Annotated in this window: 16 protein-coding genes; 5 read left to right on the top strand and 11 right to left on the bottom strand. The window is 65.9% G+C overall.

The genetic code is table 11. The features are described from left to right. The first annotated feature begins 76 nt into the window (after positions 1–76). Both VFG49_RS04725 and VFG49_RS04720 read left to right on the top strand, forming a co-directional pair. The gene (locus VFG49_RS04725; protein WP_324858361.1) at positions 77–775 is read left to right on the top strand and encodes a glutathione binding-like protein; all 699 of its coding nucleotides are present in this window, start codon (positions 77–79) and stop codon (positions 773–775) included. A gap of 174 nt (positions 776–949) precedes the next feature. Beyond that, the gene (locus VFG49_RS04720; protein WP_324858360.1) at positions 950–3,238 is read left to right on the top strand and encodes a S9 family peptidase; all 2,289 of its coding nucleotides are present in this window, start codon (positions 950–952) and stop codon (positions 3,236–3,238) included. Positions 3,239–3,439: 201 nt separating this feature from the next. On the opposite strand, the gene VFG49_RS04715 is transcribed toward VFG49_RS04720, so the two are convergent. The 7 genes from VFG49_RS04715 to lptM form a co-directional block, all read right to left on the bottom strand. Beyond that, positions 3,440–4,054, bottom strand: coding sequence for a hypothetical protein (locus VFG49_RS04715; RefSeq protein WP_324858359.1), 615 nt, complete (start codon positions 4,052–4,054; stop codon positions 3,440–3,442). Positions 4,055–4,089: 35 nt separating this feature from the next. Continuing rightward, the gene (gene hslU / locus VFG49_RS04710; protein ID WP_324858358.1) at positions 4,090–5,430 is read right to left on the bottom strand and encodes an ATP-dependent protease ATPase subunit HslU; all 1,341 of its coding nucleotides are present in this window, start codon (positions 5,428–5,430) and stop codon (positions 4,090–4,092) included. Positions 5,431–5,511: 81 nt separating this feature from the next. Continuing rightward, on the bottom strand, positions 5,512–6,045 hold the full coding sequence (gene hslV, locus VFG49_RS04705; RefSeq protein ID WP_324858357.1) for an ATP-dependent protease subunit HslV: 534 nt from the start codon (positions 6,043–6,045) through the stop codon (positions 5,512–5,514). A 236-nt stretch (positions 6,046–6,281) separates the two neighbouring features. Next, positions 6,282–7,166, bottom strand: coding sequence for a tyrosine recombinase XerC (xerC, locus tag VFG49_RS04700; RefSeq protein ID WP_324858356.1), 885 nt, complete (start codon positions 7,164–7,166; stop codon positions 6,282–6,284). A 6-nt stretch (positions 7,167–7,172) separates the two neighbouring features. Continuing rightward, positions 7,173–7,856: a DUF484 family protein gene (locus VFG49_RS04695; RefSeq protein ID WP_324858355.1), complete on the bottom strand. Its 684-nt coding sequence runs from the start codon at positions 7,854–7,856 to the stop codon at positions 7,173–7,175. 75 nt (positions 7,857–7,931) lie between these two features. Continuing rightward, positions 7,932–8,765 carry a diaminopimelate epimerase gene (gene dapF / locus VFG49_RS04690; protein WP_324858354.1) on the bottom strand — a complete coding sequence of 278 codons (834 nt, stop codon included), beginning with the start codon at positions 8,763–8,765 and terminating at the stop codon, positions 7,932–7,934. Beyond that, a complete protein-coding gene (gene lptM / locus VFG49_RS04685) occupies positions 8,765–9,112 on the bottom strand; it encodes an LPS translocon maturation chaperone LptM (RefSeq protein WP_324858353.1) in 348 nt (115 codons plus the stop codon). Before lptM ends, dapF begins: the two co-directional genes overlap by 1 nt. A gap of 131 nt (positions 9,113–9,243) precedes the next feature. On the opposite strand from lptM, the gene VFG49_RS04680 reads away from it, so the two are divergent. Next, positions 9,244–9,927: a hypothetical protein gene (locus VFG49_RS04680; protein WP_324858352.1), complete on the top strand. Its 684-nt coding sequence runs from the start codon at positions 9,244–9,246 to the stop codon at positions 9,925–9,927. 252 nt (positions 9,928–10,179) lie between these two features. Here the strand turns inward: VFG49_RS04680 and VFG49_RS04675 are convergent, their stop codons facing one another. Continuing rightward, positions 10,180–10,653 (bottom strand): N-acetyltransferase, encoded by a 474-nt coding sequence (locus tag VFG49_RS04675; RefSeq protein WP_324858351.1) that lies wholly within the window; start codon positions 10,651–10,653, stop codon positions 10,180–10,182. Positions 10,654–10,853: 200 nt separating this feature from the next. On the opposite strand from VFG49_RS04675, the gene VFG49_RS04670 reads away from it, so the two are divergent. Continuing rightward, positions 10,854–12,338: a RimK family protein gene (locus VFG49_RS04670; protein WP_324858350.1), complete on the top strand. Its 1,485-nt coding sequence runs from the start codon at positions 10,854–10,856 to the stop codon at positions 12,336–12,338. 313 nt (positions 12,339–12,651) lie between these two features. Here VFG49_RS04670 and VFG49_RS04665 read toward each other — a convergent pair whose 3' ends face one another. Further along, positions 12,652–12,906, bottom strand: coding sequence for a hypothetical protein (locus VFG49_RS04665; RefSeq protein ID WP_324858349.1), 255 nt, complete (start codon positions 12,904–12,906; stop codon positions 12,652–12,654). 168 nt (positions 12,907–13,074) lie between these two features. Between VFG49_RS04665 and aroE the strand changes: the two genes are divergently transcribed. Continuing rightward, positions 13,075–13,905: a shikimate dehydrogenase gene (gene aroE / locus VFG49_RS04660; RefSeq protein WP_324858348.1), complete on the top strand. Its 831-nt coding sequence runs from the start codon at positions 13,075–13,077 to the stop codon at positions 13,903–13,905. A 79-nt stretch (positions 13,906–13,984) separates the two neighbouring features. Here aroE and VFG49_RS04655 read toward each other — a convergent pair whose 3' ends face one another. Together VFG49_RS04655 and VFG49_RS04650 are read right to left on the bottom strand one after the other, a co-directional pair. Next, positions 13,985–15,937, bottom strand: a complete 1,953-nt coding sequence (locus VFG49_RS04655) for a S8 family serine peptidase (protein WP_324858347.1) — start codon at positions 15,935–15,937, stop codon at positions 13,985–13,987. 61 nt (positions 15,938–15,998) lie between these two features. Continuing rightward, the coding region (locus tag VFG49_RS04650; RefSeq protein WP_324858346.1) for a YadA family autotransporter adhesin at positions 15,999–16,671 on the bottom strand (673 nt) is incomplete at its 5' end.

The raw sequence follows: 16,671 nt of genomic DNA, 5'->3' as shown, positions 1-16,671 counted from the left end.
CGGCCCGGGCGTTCGGCTTGAATACGAGACTATCGCCCCGAACATCAACGAAGTGTCCGCGCCAAGGAAACCGCCCATGATCGAGCTCTACTACTGGCCCACGCCCAACGGCCACAAGATCACCCTGTTCCTCGAGGAATCGGGCCTGGCTTATACGATGAAGCCGGTGAATATCGGCCGCGGCGACCAGTTCAAGCCTGCCTATCTCGCCATTTCCCCCAACAACAAAATGCCGGCCATCGTGGACACCGCGCCGGTGAGCGGCGGCGAGCCTATCACCGTGTTCGAGTCCGGTGCGATCCTGCAGTACCTGGCGGAAAAGAGCGGGCGCTTCCTGCCCGCCGACACGCGCGGCAAGTACAAGGTGCTGGAATGGGTGTACTGGCAGGTCGGTGGCCTGGGCCCGATGCTGGGGCAGAACCATCATTTCAGCCGCTACGCGCCCGACAAGATTCCCTACGCGATCGAGCGCTATGTCAACGAAACGCGCCGGCTGTACGGCGTGCTCGACAAGCAGCTGGAAGGCCGCGCCTTCATCGCCGGCAGGGATTACACCATCGCCGACATGGCCGCCTATCCGTGGATCGTGCCCTATGAAAGCCAGGGCATGGCGCTGGAGGACTTCCCGCACCTGAAGGCGTGGTTCGAGTCCATCCGGGATCGTCCCGCCACCAAGCGCGCGTATGCGCTGGGCGAGGAGATCAAGGATCGCTTCGACCTGACTACCGACGAGGATGCGCGCAAGGTGCTCTTCGGTCAGGGTGCGAAGCGCTAGAAGCGCTAGAAGCGGGTGAAGAGGAGTGAGCAAGGTAGAGATGGAGTGGAGGTGCTTGTCTCTCACTCCTCGCTTCTTGACCCCTGCTGCTCAAAAACCGCTGGTTTCCTTGGGCGGCACGCGTTCTAATCGCCGCTTGTTCTTGCGTATGACGCGTCGCCCAAGGAAGTCTCCATGCGCGCCCTGCTTTTTGCCGCCCTGACGATGGTGGCCCTGCCGACCATGGCCGAAAAACTCACGATCGAACGCATCTTCGATGGCGGCAGCCTTGCCGGTCCCGCGCCGCGTGGACTGCAGGTGTCGCCCGACGGCACGCGCGTCACCTTCCTGCGCGCCAAGCCGGATGACCAGTTCCAGCTGGACCTGTGGGAATACCAGCTCAAGGACAACAAAACCCGCCTGCTGGTCGATTCGAAGAAGCTTGAGCCCAACGGCGAGCAGCTCTCCGATGCGGAGAAGGCGCGCCGTGAGCGCGAACGCACCGCGGGCCTGCATGGCATCGTCAGCTACCAGTGGTCGCCGGACGGCAAGCAGTTGCTGCTCCCGATCGGCGGCAAGCTCTACGTTTATTCGCTGGCCACACCCGATGCCGCGCCACGCGTGCTCGACACCGGCGATGACGTGATCGATCCGAAGATCTCGCCCAAGGGCCGCTACGTGTCCTACGTGCGCGAGCAGAACCTGTGGGTGATCGACCTTGCTTCGGGCGACGCGAAGCAACTTACCCATGACGGCGGCGGCACCGTGCACAACGGCGAGGCCGAGTTCGTCGCGCAGGAGGAAATGGATCGCAGCACCGGTTACTGGTGGGCGCCTGACGATTCGAGCATTGCCTTCGAGCGCTACGACGAAGCGCGCGTGCAGGTGACCAAGCGCACCGAGCTGTATGCCGATCACACCGACGTGATCGACCAGCGTTATCCCGGCGCGGGCACGCCCAACGTGCTGGTGAAGCTGGGCCTGGTGTCGCCCGCGGGTGGCCAGCCGCGCTGGATCGACCTAGGCAAGGACACCGACATCTATCTCACCCGCGTGAACTGGCTGCCCGACGGCAAGCACGTCAGCTACCAGCGCATGCCGCGCAATCAGCAGCGGCTGGAGCTGCGGCTGGTGGATGCGAAGACGCTGGCGCAACGTACCCTGCTCACCGAGACCAGCGACAACTGGATCAACCTCAACGATGACCTCACCTTTCTCAAGGACGGCAAGTCGTTCCTGTGGGGCAGCGAGCGTTCGGGTTATCACCATCTCTATCTGTACGGCATCGACGGCAAGCTCAGGCATGCGGTGAGCGAAGGCGAGTGGCCGATCGACGGCTTGCTCGCGCTCAATGAGCACACAGGCATGGTCTACGTCGCGTCCAACAAGGATGCGGTGCCAGAGCGCCAGGTGTACGCGCTCAAGCTCGACGGCAGCACGGCGAAGGCGCCGGTACGCGTGAGCCAGGGTGCTGGCACGCACATGGCGGAGTTCGCCATCGACGGCAGCTTCTACGTCGACTCGTTCTCCAGCATCGACACGCCCCCGCAGGTCAGCGTGCACAAGCCCGATGGCAGCCTGCTCACCTGGATTGAGCCGAACAGGCTCGACGAGAAGCATCCGTTCTGGCCGTACCGCGACAGCCTGATCAAGCCGGAATTCGGCACGCTCAAGGCCGCCGACGGGCAGACGCTGTATTACCGTGTCTACAAGCCGGCCGGTTTTGATCCGACCAGAAAATATCCCGTGTTTGACACCTACTACGGCGGACCCAGCGCACAGGTGGTTGCCAACGCGTGGGGCGATTACTTCAACCAGTACATGGCGCAGCAAGGCTTCGTGGTGTTCAGCTTGGACAACCGTGGCATGGCGCGGCGCGGCCATGTCTTCGAGGCACCGATCTACCAGCAGTTGGGCGCCGTCGAAGTGGACGACCAGCTGGTGGGCATCCAGTGGCTGAAATCGCAGCCGTGGGTGGATGGCCGGCGCATCGGCGTGTTCGGCTGGAGCTACGGCGGTTTCATGACCACCATGATGCTGGCCAAGGCGTCCGACCAGCTAGCCGGCGGCGTGGCCGTGGCGCCGGTGACCAACTGGCGCCTCTACGACACCTTCTACACCGAGCGTTACCTGGGCCGTCCGCAGGACAACGCCGCCGGCTACACGCGCAGTTCGCCGCTCGCGTGGCTCGATGGCCTCACCGCCAGGCTGTACCTGGTGCACGGCATGGCCGACGACAACGTGTTGTTCCTCAACTCCACCGAGCTGATGGCCGAGCTGCAGAAACGTGGCACGCAATTCCAGTTCATGGCGTACCCGGGCGCCAAGCACGGCCTCAACCTGCCGGGTCAGCGCGCGCACGTGTATCACCTGATCGAGAATTTCTTCCAGCAGCAGGTGAAGGGCATGGCGCCGGCGACGCGTGCAGTGAAGGCACCCACGTCAGATCCGATGCCGGCGCCGGCGCCGGCCACCACGCGGTAAGTCGGGGCCACTGTTGCTGTGGCAGCGCACCCTGCGCGCCACCGCAGACTCTCACCCCAACCGTGATTGCCGGCCTTCCAACGGCAATGACACACGCCGCGCTTCGTCGGTTGTCGCGCATAGGGTGCGCTCCCACAGAAGAAGAGAAACGAGGGGCGGAACTAAAAAGGCCGGCTGCGAAGCCGGCCTTTTCGTTTTCGATTACTGCGCGTGTCCGACGCCCGAATCGCCCTGCTCCAGCGGCGGCGGCGTCCCGGCCACGGCCAGCAGCGATGTCGCGTAGCCGTCTTCGATGCTCACCGTGGAGACTTCGTCCCACGAGAAGAACGAGGCCTCGCGCAGCCATTCGGCGTCCGGCGAGATCTCCTGCATGTTGAAGCCGTCTTCCTCGACGCTGACCAGCCGGCCGATGTAGCAGACTTCCGACTCGTCCTCACTGTCCACATGCACGCCGATGACGGGTGCCTGCGCGGCAGCGGCCTGGATCACGCTGCGGATGTCGTCCAGCGGGAAGCCACGCGGCGGCCGCGGCATCAGGTGCTTCAGCACCAGTGCCTTCTCCATGAAGGGAGCGTGCTTGTCCGGCGCCTCCAGTTCGGAGACGTCGCGATGACGCATCACGTACATGCCGTCATAGGTGATGCCATCACCCACGACCCACAGCAGGAAGAATTCACGGCCCACGCCGCCCACGTAGCCACAGAAGCTGCCGTGTTCGAGTTCGCCGCGCCATAACCGGACCAGCTGATGCTTCTGCTGCGCTTCGCGCAACTGGGCACGCTGGCCGGTCGTCTTGAGTTCAATCACATTTCCCATGGATCAATTTTAACAGCCAGGGGCTTTCCCCTTGTTTACAGGATGTAACGGCTCAGATCTTCGTCCTGAACCAGTGTTCCCAGGTTTTTATCCACATAATCGGCGTCAATCAGGTATTTTTCGCCGGATTTGTCAGCAGCTTCGTAGGAGATCTTCTCCAGCAGCCGCTCCATGACCGTGTGCAGGCGGCGGGCGCCGATGTTCTCGGTCCGCTCGTTCACCTGGAAAGCGACCTCGGCCAGGCGGTCGACGCCGGCGTCGGTGAAGTCCACTGTGACACCCTCGGTGCCCAGCAGGGCGATGTACTGCTTGGTCAATGCGTTGTTGGGCTCGCGCAGGATGCGCTTGAAGTCGTCCACCGACAGCGCGGACAGCTCCACGCGGATCGGCAGTCGACCCTGCAGCTCCGGGATCAGGTCCGAGGGCTTGGCCAGCGAGAACGCGCCCGAGGCGATGAACAGCATGTGGTCGGTCTTGATCGGGCCGTACTTGGTGGAGACGGTGGAACCTTCCACCAGGGGCAGCAGGTCGCGCTGCACGCCCTCGCGGCTGACGCCCGCACCACCCCACTCGGAACGCTGGGCGACCTTGTCGATCTCGTCGATGAAGACAATGCCGTTCTGCTCGGCCGCCTGCATGGCCTGGGTGCGCACCTCTTCCTCGTTGAGCAGCTTGGCTGCCTCTTCCTCCACCAGCAGCGGACGCGCCGCCTTGATGGCGAGCTTGCGCTGCTGCGTCTTGGCGCCGCCGATGTTCTGGAACATCTGGCGCAGCTGCTGGCCCATCTCCTCCATGCCCGGAGGCGACATGATTTCCACGCCCACGTTCATGGCGAAGTCCAGCTCGATCTCGCGCTCGTCCAGCGCGCCTTCGCGCAGCTGCTTGCGGAGCTTCTGGCGCGTGTCGTTCTGCGCGTCATTGGCCGGCGCGGCATCGTGCGTCCAGTCGGCGGGTTGCTGGCGGCGTGGCAACAGGGCGTCGAGGATGCGGTCTTCGGCGCGGTCCTCGGCCAGGCTGCGCACGCGCTTCATGGCCTGCTCGCGGGTGAGCTTGTAGGCGACATCGGCCAGGTCGCGCACGATGGATTCGACATCCTTGCCGACATAGCCCACCTCGGTGAACTTGGTGGCTTCCACCTTCACGAACGGCGCGTTGGCCAGCGTGGCCAGGCGACGGGCGATCTCGGTCTTGCCCACGCCGGTGGGGCCGATCATCAGGATGTTCTTGGGCGTCACCTCGTCGCGCAGGTTCGGCTCCAGCTGCATGCGCCGCCAGCGGTTGCGCAGCGCAATGGCCACGGCGCGCTTGGCGTCGTGCTGGCCGATGATGAAGCGGTCGAGTTCGTTGACGATTTCGCGGGGAGTGAGTTCGGACATGGGGTCACCGGAAGAAGGGTTTTTCGCCGTCATTCCGGCCTGCGCCGGGATGACGGCCCTCGGAGCCGTCGCGCCTTGCGCTTACAGCTCTTCGATCGTGGTGTTGTGGTTGGTGTAGATGCAGATGTCGCCGGCGATCTTCAGCGCGCGCTCGACAATGGCACGTGCGTCCATATCGGTGTTCTCCATCAGGGCCAGCGCGGCCGACTGCGCGTACGGGCCGCCCGAACCGATGGCGATCAGTCCGTGCTCCGGTTCAAGCACGTCACCGTTGCCCGAGATCAGCAGCGAGGCTTCCTTGTCGGCCACCGCCAGCATGGCTTCGAGACGGCCCAGGCGGCGGTCGGTGCGCCATTCCTTGGCCAGCTCCACCGCAGCGCGGGTGAGGTTGCCGCCGTGCTTCTCCAGCTTCAGCTCGAACAGCTCGAACAGGGTGAATGCGTCCGCCGTGGCGCCAGCGAAACCCGCCAGCACATGGCCCTTGCCCAGCCGGCGGATCTTGCGTGCGTTGGCCTTCATCACCGTGTTGCCGAGGGTGACCTGGCCATCGCCGCCGATCACGACGCGGCCGTTGCGGCGCACGGAGACGATGGTGGTGGCGTGAAAGGATTCCATGAGAGCTCCGCAGAGTACGAATTCGCCAGAGGTGGGGGCGGGGTGGGCGAATCCAACGGGGAGGCAAGCTCTTGCAGGAGCGCACCCAGTGCGCGATCGCCGCCGGGTGTGGTGTCCATCTCGCAGATTGTCGCGACAGGCATCGGTGTGAACGCGACATTGGGATCGAGCAGCGTCACCGCTCTGCAGGCCTTTCGCGCACTGGGTGCGCTCCTACAGGGGAATGGCTGCCGGTGCTACTTCCGCCTGGCGCGCGGATGCGCCGCGTCGTACACCTTTGCCAGGTGCTGGAAATCCAGGTGGGTGTAGATCTGCGTGGTGGCGATGTCGGCGTGGCCGAGTAGTTCCTGCACGGCGCGCAGGTCGCCGGAGGATTCCAGCATGTGGCTGGCGAAGGTGTGGCGCAGCAGGTGCGGGTGTACGCGTTTGGGCATGCCTTGCATCAGCGCGATCTTCTTCAGGCGCAACTGCACCGTGCGCGGATTGATAGGTGCGCCGCCGCGGCCCTTGAACACCGGCTGCTCGGGCACGACGCCTTCGGCCTCGCCCAGCGCACGCAATGCGGTGACGGCATGGCGACCGACCGGCACGATGCGCGTCTTGTTGCCCTTGCCCAGCACGCGCACTTCGCCGGCGTGCAGGTTCAGGTCCAGCCAGCGCAGGCCGGTGAGCTCGGAAAGGCGCAGGCCGGAGGAATAGAACAGTTCCAGCATGGCGCGGTCGCGCAGGTCCAAGGCGCCCCCGCCCTGCGCTTCCACCAGGCTGGCGGCTTCGTCCACGTCCAGCACTTCGGGCAGCTTGCGATGCACCTTGGGACCGCGCACGCCGGCCAACGGATCATGGCCCATCGAGCCTTCGCGGCTCAGGTGGCGGAACAGGCTGCGACAGGAAGACAACAGGCGCTGCAGGCTCTTGGGCGACAGGCCGCCGCGGTGCTCGGCCGCCACGAAGCCGCGCATGCGGTTGGGCTCCAGGCGGTCGAAACTGTCCAGGCCCTGCGCTTCCATCCAGCGCAGCAGCTTGCCCAGGTCGCGCCGGTAACCCTCCACCGTATGCGTCGATGCCTTGCGTTCACCGGCCAGGCGGGCGAGCCACGCATCGACCTGGCCCTGCGGATTCATGCCGGATCAGACGCCTTCGCGCGAACGGCGCAGCGCCGCGGACACGGTGGCCGCAATCATCTTGAGGAACAGCGTGCCCATGCCCGGCTGGAAGTGGTCCACGTCGCCGCTGCCGATGGCGAGGATGCCGAACTCGCCCAGCGGCATGATCGCGCTGGACCGCACTTCCGGCGCATGGTCGCCGAACAGGCGATACAGGCGCTCGGCGGAAAGCCGCCCGGTGATGGGCTCATGGTTGGCGAGGAAATCGGCGAACTCCGGCATCGAGGAACGCCCGCCAGGCACGTGGATCAGCCAGTCCGCGGGCGGCAAGCCGATGTTGCCGAACAGCACCAGGCGCACCTGGTCGGTCTGGAAATCCTCCGACAGGCGCGCCACCACGCTGCGCGCCGCCACCGCCGGCGTACTCGCGCGCAGCACGGCGATGTTGAGGTCGTGGATGCGCTGCATCAGCCGTTCGTTTTCGGCGGCGATGGTGATGAGGCCGGCCAGCTGGCGTTCCAGCTCCGCGTTCTTCTCGCGCAGGTTGTGCAGCTGGTAAGCCGCCAGTGATGCCACGGCACCCTGTTCGCGCGGCAGTGTCAGTTGCCCGGCGAGGTCGGGATAGTCGGAGAGGAATTCCGGATGGCGGCGCAGATAGGCCGCCACGTCGCTGGCGCTCAGGGTGTCGGCGAATGCGGTGTCGGACATGCGTGGATTTCCTCGGCAAGGTCATGCGTCGCTGGCCCGAGTGTGCGATGCCGGGCACGTGCTTTCAACACGCCGTCAGCCCAGCCACTCACCTTCGAACACGAACGTCGCCGGTCCGGTCATCCACAGCGTTTCGCCCGGCCCGGCCCATTGGATGGTCAGCGTGCCGCCCGGCAAGGTGACGCGCACGCGTTCGTCCACTTCGCCGCGCAGCCGCAGTACTGCCATCGCCGCGCAGGCGCCGGTGCCGCAGGCCTGCGTCCAGCCGCTGCCGCGCTCGTGCACGCGCAGGCGCAGCTGGCCACGATCGACGAACTGCACGAAGCCCGTGTTGGTGCCTTCGGGGAAGCGCGCGTGCGTGGTGAGCAAGGGGCCGAGGCGGAGCAGGGATGGCGCGCACAGGTCGTCCACCACGGCGACCGCATGCGGATTGCCCATCGACAACGCGCCGATCTCCAGCATCTCGCCGTCCACCTCGATGGCATGGCGATGGGCCTCGGCGTCGGCCGCGAACGGCACCTGCGCGGGTGCAAAGGCGGGCACGCCCATGTCCACGGTCACCTCGTTGGGACCACCCAGGCGCACCGTGACCGGGCCGGACGGGCTCTCCACGCGCACCGTGTCGCCCAGCGCCAGCTCCCCCGCGCGGTGCAGCCACGCCGCCACGCAGCGCACGCCGTTGCCGCATTGGCCCGCTGGCGAGCCGTCGGTGTTCCAGATGCCGTAGTAGAACGCGCACGATGGATCGCGAGGCGGCTCGATGCTGATCAGCTGATCGAAGCCCACGCCCGTGTGGCGATCGCCGATGGCGCGGATCTGTTCCTCGTCCAGCGCAAATGGCTGGTGGCGGCAATCGACCATCACGAAGTCGTTGCCGATGCCGTGCATCTTGGAGAAAGCCAGCTTCATCACATGAACTTGCCGCCGGTGATGCGGCCCTGCGCATCAAGCTCGGCGAAATAGCGACTGTTGTTGCTGCGGAATTCGCGGGTGGCAACCGTGCCCGGCAACACCAGCTGCACGTCCGGATACGCCACGCGGAACTGGTCGGGCGTGGGATGCGTGGCGATGAACGTGTCGAACGTCGCCGTATCGGTCACGAAGCCGTGCACCGGTACCGGCGCGGGCTTGGCGGCAGGCGCGATCGGAGCCGCGGCAGGCGTGGCCTTGGGCATGTACAGCGGTCCCTTGTTGCCGCAACCGGCGAGCAAGGCCAGGGCGGAGCACAGCGGAAGCAGCAGGTGGAGTCGGCGCATGTCGTGAGGGTTTCCGGAAGGAACGGTCGAAGTATAGGGAAAACGCGACGAACCAAGCGTTTTGCCGCCGTGCACCCGTTATGATGCCGCCGTCGCCGCCGCGCGCGGTACGGAAGTACGAAGTAAAGACGATGGACTGGACTGCGCTGCTGCGCCTTCCCTCGACGATCCTGCTGATCCTGGCGGCGATCGCCCTGCTCTTCACCCTGATGCAACTGATCATCCTGCGCCATCGCCTGCACGGCGGGCAGCGGCTGGCCGCCGCAGGCCGCTCGCTGGTGGTGATCGTGGCGTTCGCGCTCACATTGATGCTGGCCGGCATGGGTTTCGCCGTGCGCGGCTATCGCCTGATGACCGATGAAGCGCAGGTGCTGGAGATCGACGCGCACATTCTCTCGCCACAGCGCTGGTCGCTGGTGCTGCACTGGCCGGACGGCGACACGCAGCAGGTCTATCTCGCGGGCGATGCGTGGCGCGTGGAAGCGGTGGTGCTCAAGTGGAAGCTGCCGGCGATGCTGGCCGGCGCGCCGGCGTTGTATCGGCTGGACCGACTCTCCGGCCGCTACGACGATGCCAACGACGAAGCCCATGCGCCGCGCACGGTGATCGATTTCCGCCAGGCCGGCGCCTTCGACCTGCTCGATCTGCACAAGCAATACCCGCGTTTTGTACCCGGGGTGGATGCGATGTTCGGCAGCGGCGTGTTCCTGCCGCTGGTGGACCAGGGGCACTACACGGTGAGCCTGATGCGCACCGGGGCGCTGGTGGCGCGGCCGGATGAGGTGACGGAGCAGCGCATCGCGCAGCCGTTCTGAGCGGTGTGGCTGCGCGCTGCATGCGGTACGGATATTCGCCGTTGATGTCGGAGCGCACCTTGTGCGCGACAACCTTTCGCCTCGGTCTTTCCTATTCGTCATCCCGGCCCTTGCCTCCTTTGGGGGTGCACCAGGATGACGAGCGGTGATGACCGAGGCGAAAGACCTCGCGCACAGGGTGCGCTCCTACAGTGGTCGCCGATGCTGCCGCCAGTCGCTCCGAACGCATTGCAACGCGGCAACGGCCTTGCCCTAATCCAACGTCTTCTCATACCGCCACGCATCCGCTCCATCCCCGTAATAGCGGTCGTAGCGTCCAATGCACACATAGCCCAGGCGTTGGTAAAGACGGATGGCGTCGGTGTTGTCGGTGCGCACTTCCAGGCGCAAGACCCTGCACCGCCGGCGGCGGGCCGTGTCCTCGGCTGCGGCAAGCAGGGCCGAGCCTACGCCCTTGCCGCGCGCGGCTGCGTGGGTGGCGATCGAGTACAGGCGCGCCACCTGCGTGCCTTTGCGGAAGAACACCACGGCCGTGCCCAGGAAGCGTCGGTGGTTGGCGCTGGCGACCAGCACCTGCGCGCTCTCGCTGTCGAGGTGGCGGCGATACTGCGCGCGGCTCAGGCGGTCGGTGGCGAAGGTGCTTTCTTCGAGCGCCACCAGGTCATCGAGATCGGAAAGTTCGGCTCGGCGCACGCGCACGGCGGCGGTCGCGGGCATAGGGGTCATCAGGGGTGGATCCCGGGGCGGAAAGGACCAAGCGGCGCACTCTAGTCCCCGGCTCCCGCGGGGGCAATCATGAGCTTTGGTGCATTTAGGCCTGCTTCAGTGCCACGCCTTGTACGGCGGCCTGCATGTGCCAAACTGCGCGCCTTGCGCCGTGCCGCCTCGTTCCCCACGCGACGACACTTCCAACCACCTGAGGTGTCATGACCCGGCTCGTCATCGTCGTCGAGAAAGCTTCCGACTGGAGTTCCTACTACCCCTCCGTCGACGTCGTCACCGCCATGGACTACCTGCGCGAGCCGGTGGGCGCCGACGAGGAGCGCACGCACGTTCTCAACCTGTGCCGCAGCTACAAGTACCTGGGTACCGGTTATTACGTATCGCTCCTGGCGGAGGCACGTGGCCACCGCGTGATGCCCACCGTGCGTACGGTGAACGACCTGCGTCGCCGCTCGCTGTACGGTCTGGATATCGAGGACCTGAGCACCAAGCTCACCCACTTCCTGCCCGCCGGCGGCCGCGATACCACCGACTTCGGCATCCTGGTCTACTTCGGCCAGACTGCGTACCCCGCGCTGCAGGATCTTGCGCGCCAGGTGTTCGAAATGTTCCCGTGCCCCCTGCTGCGCATCGAGTTCGAGCGCGACCGCGTGTGGCAGGTGAGCGCGATCAAGCCGGTGGGTCTGCACACGCTGGTGGACCAGCAGGAAGACGCGTTCGCCGAGGAGCTCGACCGCTTCAGCAAGAAGCTATGGCGCAAGCCGAAGGCGCGCAAGCAGTTCCGCTACGACATCGCGATGCTGGTCGATCCGGCCGAGGCGATGCCGCCATCGAACAAGAAGGCGCTGAAGTCCTTCATCGCCGCGGGCAAGGAACTGGGGATCGAGGTCGATCCGATCAACAAGAATGATTACCAGCGCCTCGCCGAATACGACGGCCTGTTCATTCGCGAAACCACCGCCAGCGACAACCACACCTACCGCTTCGCGCATCGCGCCGAACGCGAAGGCATGGTGGTCATGGATGATCCCGCGTCGATCCTCCGCTGCACCAACAAGATCTTCCTCAACGATTTGATGATCTCGCGCAAACTCGCGGTGCCGCGCACCGAGATCCTCTATCGCGACGATGCCAAGGGCCTCAAGGACGTGGCCGCGCGCCTCGGCTACCCGCTGGTGCTGAAGATTCCCGACGGCTCGTTTTCACGCGGTGTGGTGAAGGTGGAAACCGAGCAGGCGCTGGGCAAGGCCACGGCGGAACTGTTCCAGCACAGTGCGCTGCTGCTGGCGCAGGAGTTCGTCTACACCGAATTCGACTGGCGCATCGGCGTGCTCAACAACGAGGCGCTGTACGCCTGCAAGTACTACATGTCGCGCGGCCATTGGCAGATCTACAACCATGGCGCGAAAGGCACGGCGAAGTCCGGTGGCTTCGAAACCATTCCGGTGCGCGAGGCGCCGGTCGAGGTGGTGAAGCTCGCGCTCAAGGCCACGCAGGCCGTGGGCGACGGCCTCTACGGAGTGGACCTCAAGCAGGTGGGCGACAAGCCGGTGGTGATCGAGGTGAATGACAACCCGTCGATCGATGCGGGCGTGGAAGACGCCTATCTCGGCGAAGAACTGTATGGCCGCATCATGCAGGAATTCCTGCGGCGGATGGAACGCAAGCGGTTGGGGATCGTGGACTAGCGGCGCGGTTCTTCCCCTGTAGGAGCGCACCCAGTGCGCGAAAAGCCTACGGAGCGGTGACGCGATGACCCCACCAAGAGTCGCCAATGCGACACCGCGATCGCGCACTGGGTGCGCTCCTACAGATGAGCTGTGATGCGCGCTTGCGAAAAGGCCGTATCGGTGGGGGGTTATTCCGGCAGCCCATCCGTGGACTGCCGTCATGCGGTGCATTCCGTTGCGCCGTTCCCGCGAAGGTGCCCGCTGTCCCAAGCCATCGCAGGAGTTCCCACGTCGCGGCACTCCGTGCCGCGGCATCCACTGCCAGGTGAATTCAGTTCCAGATGAGCCGCGAGGCCGTGCGGCGGCGCGGACGCATCACGCGCAACAGCTGCCGCGGCAAGGCCGGCTCCAGGGCCAGCAGCAGCACCAGCGGCGCAGCCAGCATCCAGAACGCCGGCGTCCAGCCCAGGTCATCCGTATGCGCGGGCACCAGCGTGGTGATCAGCAGCACGGCGCCGGCCAGCAACCACAACAGGGCCGCGCCAAGCAGGCGTTCGTGGTGTGTGGTGGAGGCGTTCGGGCGCATGGGCTGTGTTCCATCGGTGTCGGTGGATCAAGCCTGCATGGCACCGATCTCAAAACCCGCGACGGCAACCGCGACGCCGTCCCGCAGGCACCCAAATGAGCCGGGATCGCTAAAATGGCTGACCCGGCCGGTTGCTCGGCGGGGGCATTGAAGCCACGAGGAGCGCGCATGAATGCAGGACAGTTCGCGGTGTTTGGCCATCCCATCAGCCATTCGCTGTCGCCGCAGATCCACCAGGCGTTCGCCCGACAGTTCGGCATCGAACTGGAGTACCGCGCCATCGACGCGGCGCCTGCGGATTTCGCCTCGGCCGTACGCGCCTTTTTCACCGCCGGTGGACGCGGTGCCAATGTGACGTTGCCGCACAAGGCCGCCGCCTTCGAGCTGGCCGACGAACGCAGCGAGGCTGCGCGTCGCGCCGGCAGTGCCAACGTGCTCACCCGGTTGCCCGATGGACGCCTCGCCGCCCACAACACCGACGGCGACGGCATGGTGCGCGATATCGCCGAGCGTCACCAGGTGGACTTGCGTGGTCACACCGCGCTTCTGCTGGGCGCGGGCGGTGCGGCGCATGGCGTGGCGTGGGCCCTGCTCGACGCCGGCGTGGAAACACTCACCATCGTCAACCGCACACCGGAAACCGCCGACGCACTGGCCGATGCCATCGGCGATCCCGCGCGTGCGCATACGCGCTACTGGGAAGACCTCGCGGCGCTTGGCGCCTTCGACCTGATCGTCAATGCCACCTCGGCCGGCGTCCTGGGCAAGTCGCTCGACCTGCCCTTTGCCATCATCGGCAATCGCGCGCTTTGCTACGACCTCTCCTACGGCAAGGCCGCTACCGACTTCCTCGCCTGGGCGCGCACGGCAGGCGCGCGTTACGCCTTTGACGGCTTGGGCATGCTGATCGAAACCGCTGCCGACGCCTTCGAACTGTGGCACGGCAAGCGCCCGGATACCGACCCGGTGTATGCGTCGCTGCGCCAGACATATGGCTGAGCAGCAGGCATAAAAAAGCCCCGGTCCGACGTGGCGGACCGGGGCCAAAAGGCGGTCAGGGGTCTGAGCCGCCCAGGACTCAGTGAGCGGTGTAGTTGGCCAGCACCTGCACGTTGGCGAAATCCTTCACGCCGACCACCAGCACGTACCAGGAACCCGGCGATACCGTCGTCTGCACGATCGACTCGCTGTTGCCCGGCTTCACCGACTTGAAGTCCGCGTTGCCACCGTCGTTCGACGGCGGGTTGCCGCGCTTGGCGAACAACGACACGTCACCGGTGCCGCCGAGCGTGCGCAGGGTCAGGTTGGTGGCGCCGGTGGGCACGTCGATGCGATAGAGGATGGCGTCGCCAGCCTTGCCGCTGGCGATAGCGGCAACGCCTGACGTCAACGCAATGGACGGGGCCACCGAGTTGTAGTTGATCGCGGCGCTGATGGCCGCATTCGCGTCGACAATGCCTGCGCCGATCGGATGATCCGGCGTATTGGGGAAGTTGCGGGCCGAGTTGACCAGCGCAAGGCGGATCTGATCGGGCGTCAGCGTGGCGTGGCCAGCCTCGTTCACCGCCTCGATCATCAGCGCAACGATGCCGGACACATGCGGCGTGGCCTGCGAGGTGCCCGCCATGCCGCCGGTCACCGACGTGCCCTGGTCCGGGGTGGTGGTGCTGGAACTTACCGTGGACCACACGAAGCCCGCGTCCACCTGCGTTCCGCTGCTGGCGTCGTTGGCATAGATGCCGCCACCGGGTGCGGCGACAGTGACCGTGCTGCCGTAGTTGGAATAGAACGCGCGCTTGCCGGTGATGCCCACCGAAGCGACCGCGACCACGCCCGGGCAACTGGCCGGCGTGTGGCTGGAGGCGTCTTCGCTGTCATTGCCCGCCGCCACCACCACCGTCGCACCGCGTGCCATGGCACCGGCAATCGCCGTGCCGCTGACGTCGCTGGCCAAGCAGGTGCCGTCGCCGCCAAGGCTCATGCTGATCACCTGCGCCGGGTTCGGGTTGTCGGGGATGCCATCCACATGTCCGCCCGAAGCCCAGGTGATGGAGTCGGCGATGTCGGAGGTGTAGCCGCCGCAATGGCCCAGCGCGCGGATCGGGATCACCTTGGCATGGGTGGCGATGCCGTCAACGCCGGTGCCGTTGTTGTTCACCGCGGCGATGTTGCCGAACACATGGCTGCCGTGCCAGCTGCTGGCTTCGCCGGCGCTGGCATTGCCGTCGAGGCATTCGGTGATGTACGGCTCGGTGTTGGTCCAGTCGCCCAGGTCCCAGCCGCCGGGCGAGCGACCGTCGGCGGCGCGGCCCGAGACGAAGGAGTCGTTGATCATGTCGTAGCCGGCGCCGGCGTAATCCTCGTTGAGGTCGCCGTGGATGATCACGCCGGTGTCGATCACCGCCACGGTCACGCCCGAGCCGTCATAGTTGGGCCATGCCGACGACGCGCCGCTGCCGCCCCAGTTGGCGAACGATGTGGTATCGCGACCAACCTTTTCCACGGTGCCGTTGCCGGGACGCATGTGCCACTGCAGCGGGAAGTTCGTGTCGTTGGGTGCGCTGCCGCCCGGGCTGGCGCTGGCCGGTGCCACATAGTCCTTCACGGCATGCAGCATCACGTCCGGTTCGACCGCGGCCACGGCCGGATCGGTGGCGATCTGCTGCATCAGGGTCAGGGCTTCGTTGCGGTCAAGCTTGCGGCTGGTGCGGACGAGATCCGAGCCAATCGCCAGCTTGCGCTTCCAGGTGACACCAAGCGCGGAGCCGGCGGTTGCGTTGGCCGAGGCGTGCAGCTTGGCCCGCGACACGGCAGCCGTGACGTTTTGCGTGGCGGCCGTCGCGCTGCTGCGCTCGGTGGTGCCGTTGCGGTAGGTGATGATGAAGCGGTCGAACTGCGTGGTCTTCTGCATCGTCCGCGTATTGATCTTGGCGGTGACGTCTGCGGAAACCGTGGTGTCGGCGGCGTGCGCCGAAGCAAAGCCGATGGCCGCGGCGAGCGCGGTCAAGCAAAGGTACTGACTGCGATTCATGTGTATCCCCGAGTTGATGTTCGCTTGGACGGGGAGCACCGGAGGGCGCTCCCCATCCGCCTTACCAGCTGAAACCGGCGCCGACGCCGAAGGAGCTTTCCGAGCCCGCCATCGACGCGCCCACCGAGACGCTCGCGCGGTTGTTGTTGAACGCGCGCTGGTAGCCCACCGACAGTGCCTGCTGGCCGTTGTAGCTACCGGCACCGGCGCCCACGCGGTTTTCGCCGGACAGGCCGGACGTGTTGGACGTCATCTGCGCCATCGCCGCGCCCATCGCACCGACGCGATCCAGGCGACGATTGACCTGGTTGAACTGGTCGTTGACCTGGTTCTTGAAGTTGCCGAGATCGGAATTGGCGATCGCCTGGTCGGTGTAGGACTTGGCAGCGTCGAGGGTCTTCTGGTCACCGGCATCGGCATACGTCTTGGCGGTGGCCAGCGCCTCGTTGACCTGGCCGACGTTGGCTGCGTCGGTGACTGCCGTACCGTTGGCAACATTGGTCACCCGGCGCTGCGTCGTGGCGTTGCCCACGGACACCGTGTCCGCTTCGCTGGCCACGGAACCCGCGCCCAGCGCGACGGCGTTGCTGGCCGTCACTTGGGCACCCTGGCCGATGGCGGTACCCGAGGCCGCCGTCACGCTGGTGTCGGCACCCACCGCCACGGCGTTGGTGGCCGCTGCGGAAATGGTGGCGTTGCTGCCCAACGCGGTGCTGCCGTCGGCGCCGATGGTC

The sequence above is a fragment of the Dyella sp. genome (genome assembly GCF_035685885.1).
GTDB lineage: Bacteria > Pseudomonadota > Gammaproteobacteria > Xanthomonadales > Rhodanobacteraceae > Dyella.
Note: the sequence above shows the minus strand (reverse complement) of the source record. Positions and strands in the feature narration are given on the sequence as shown.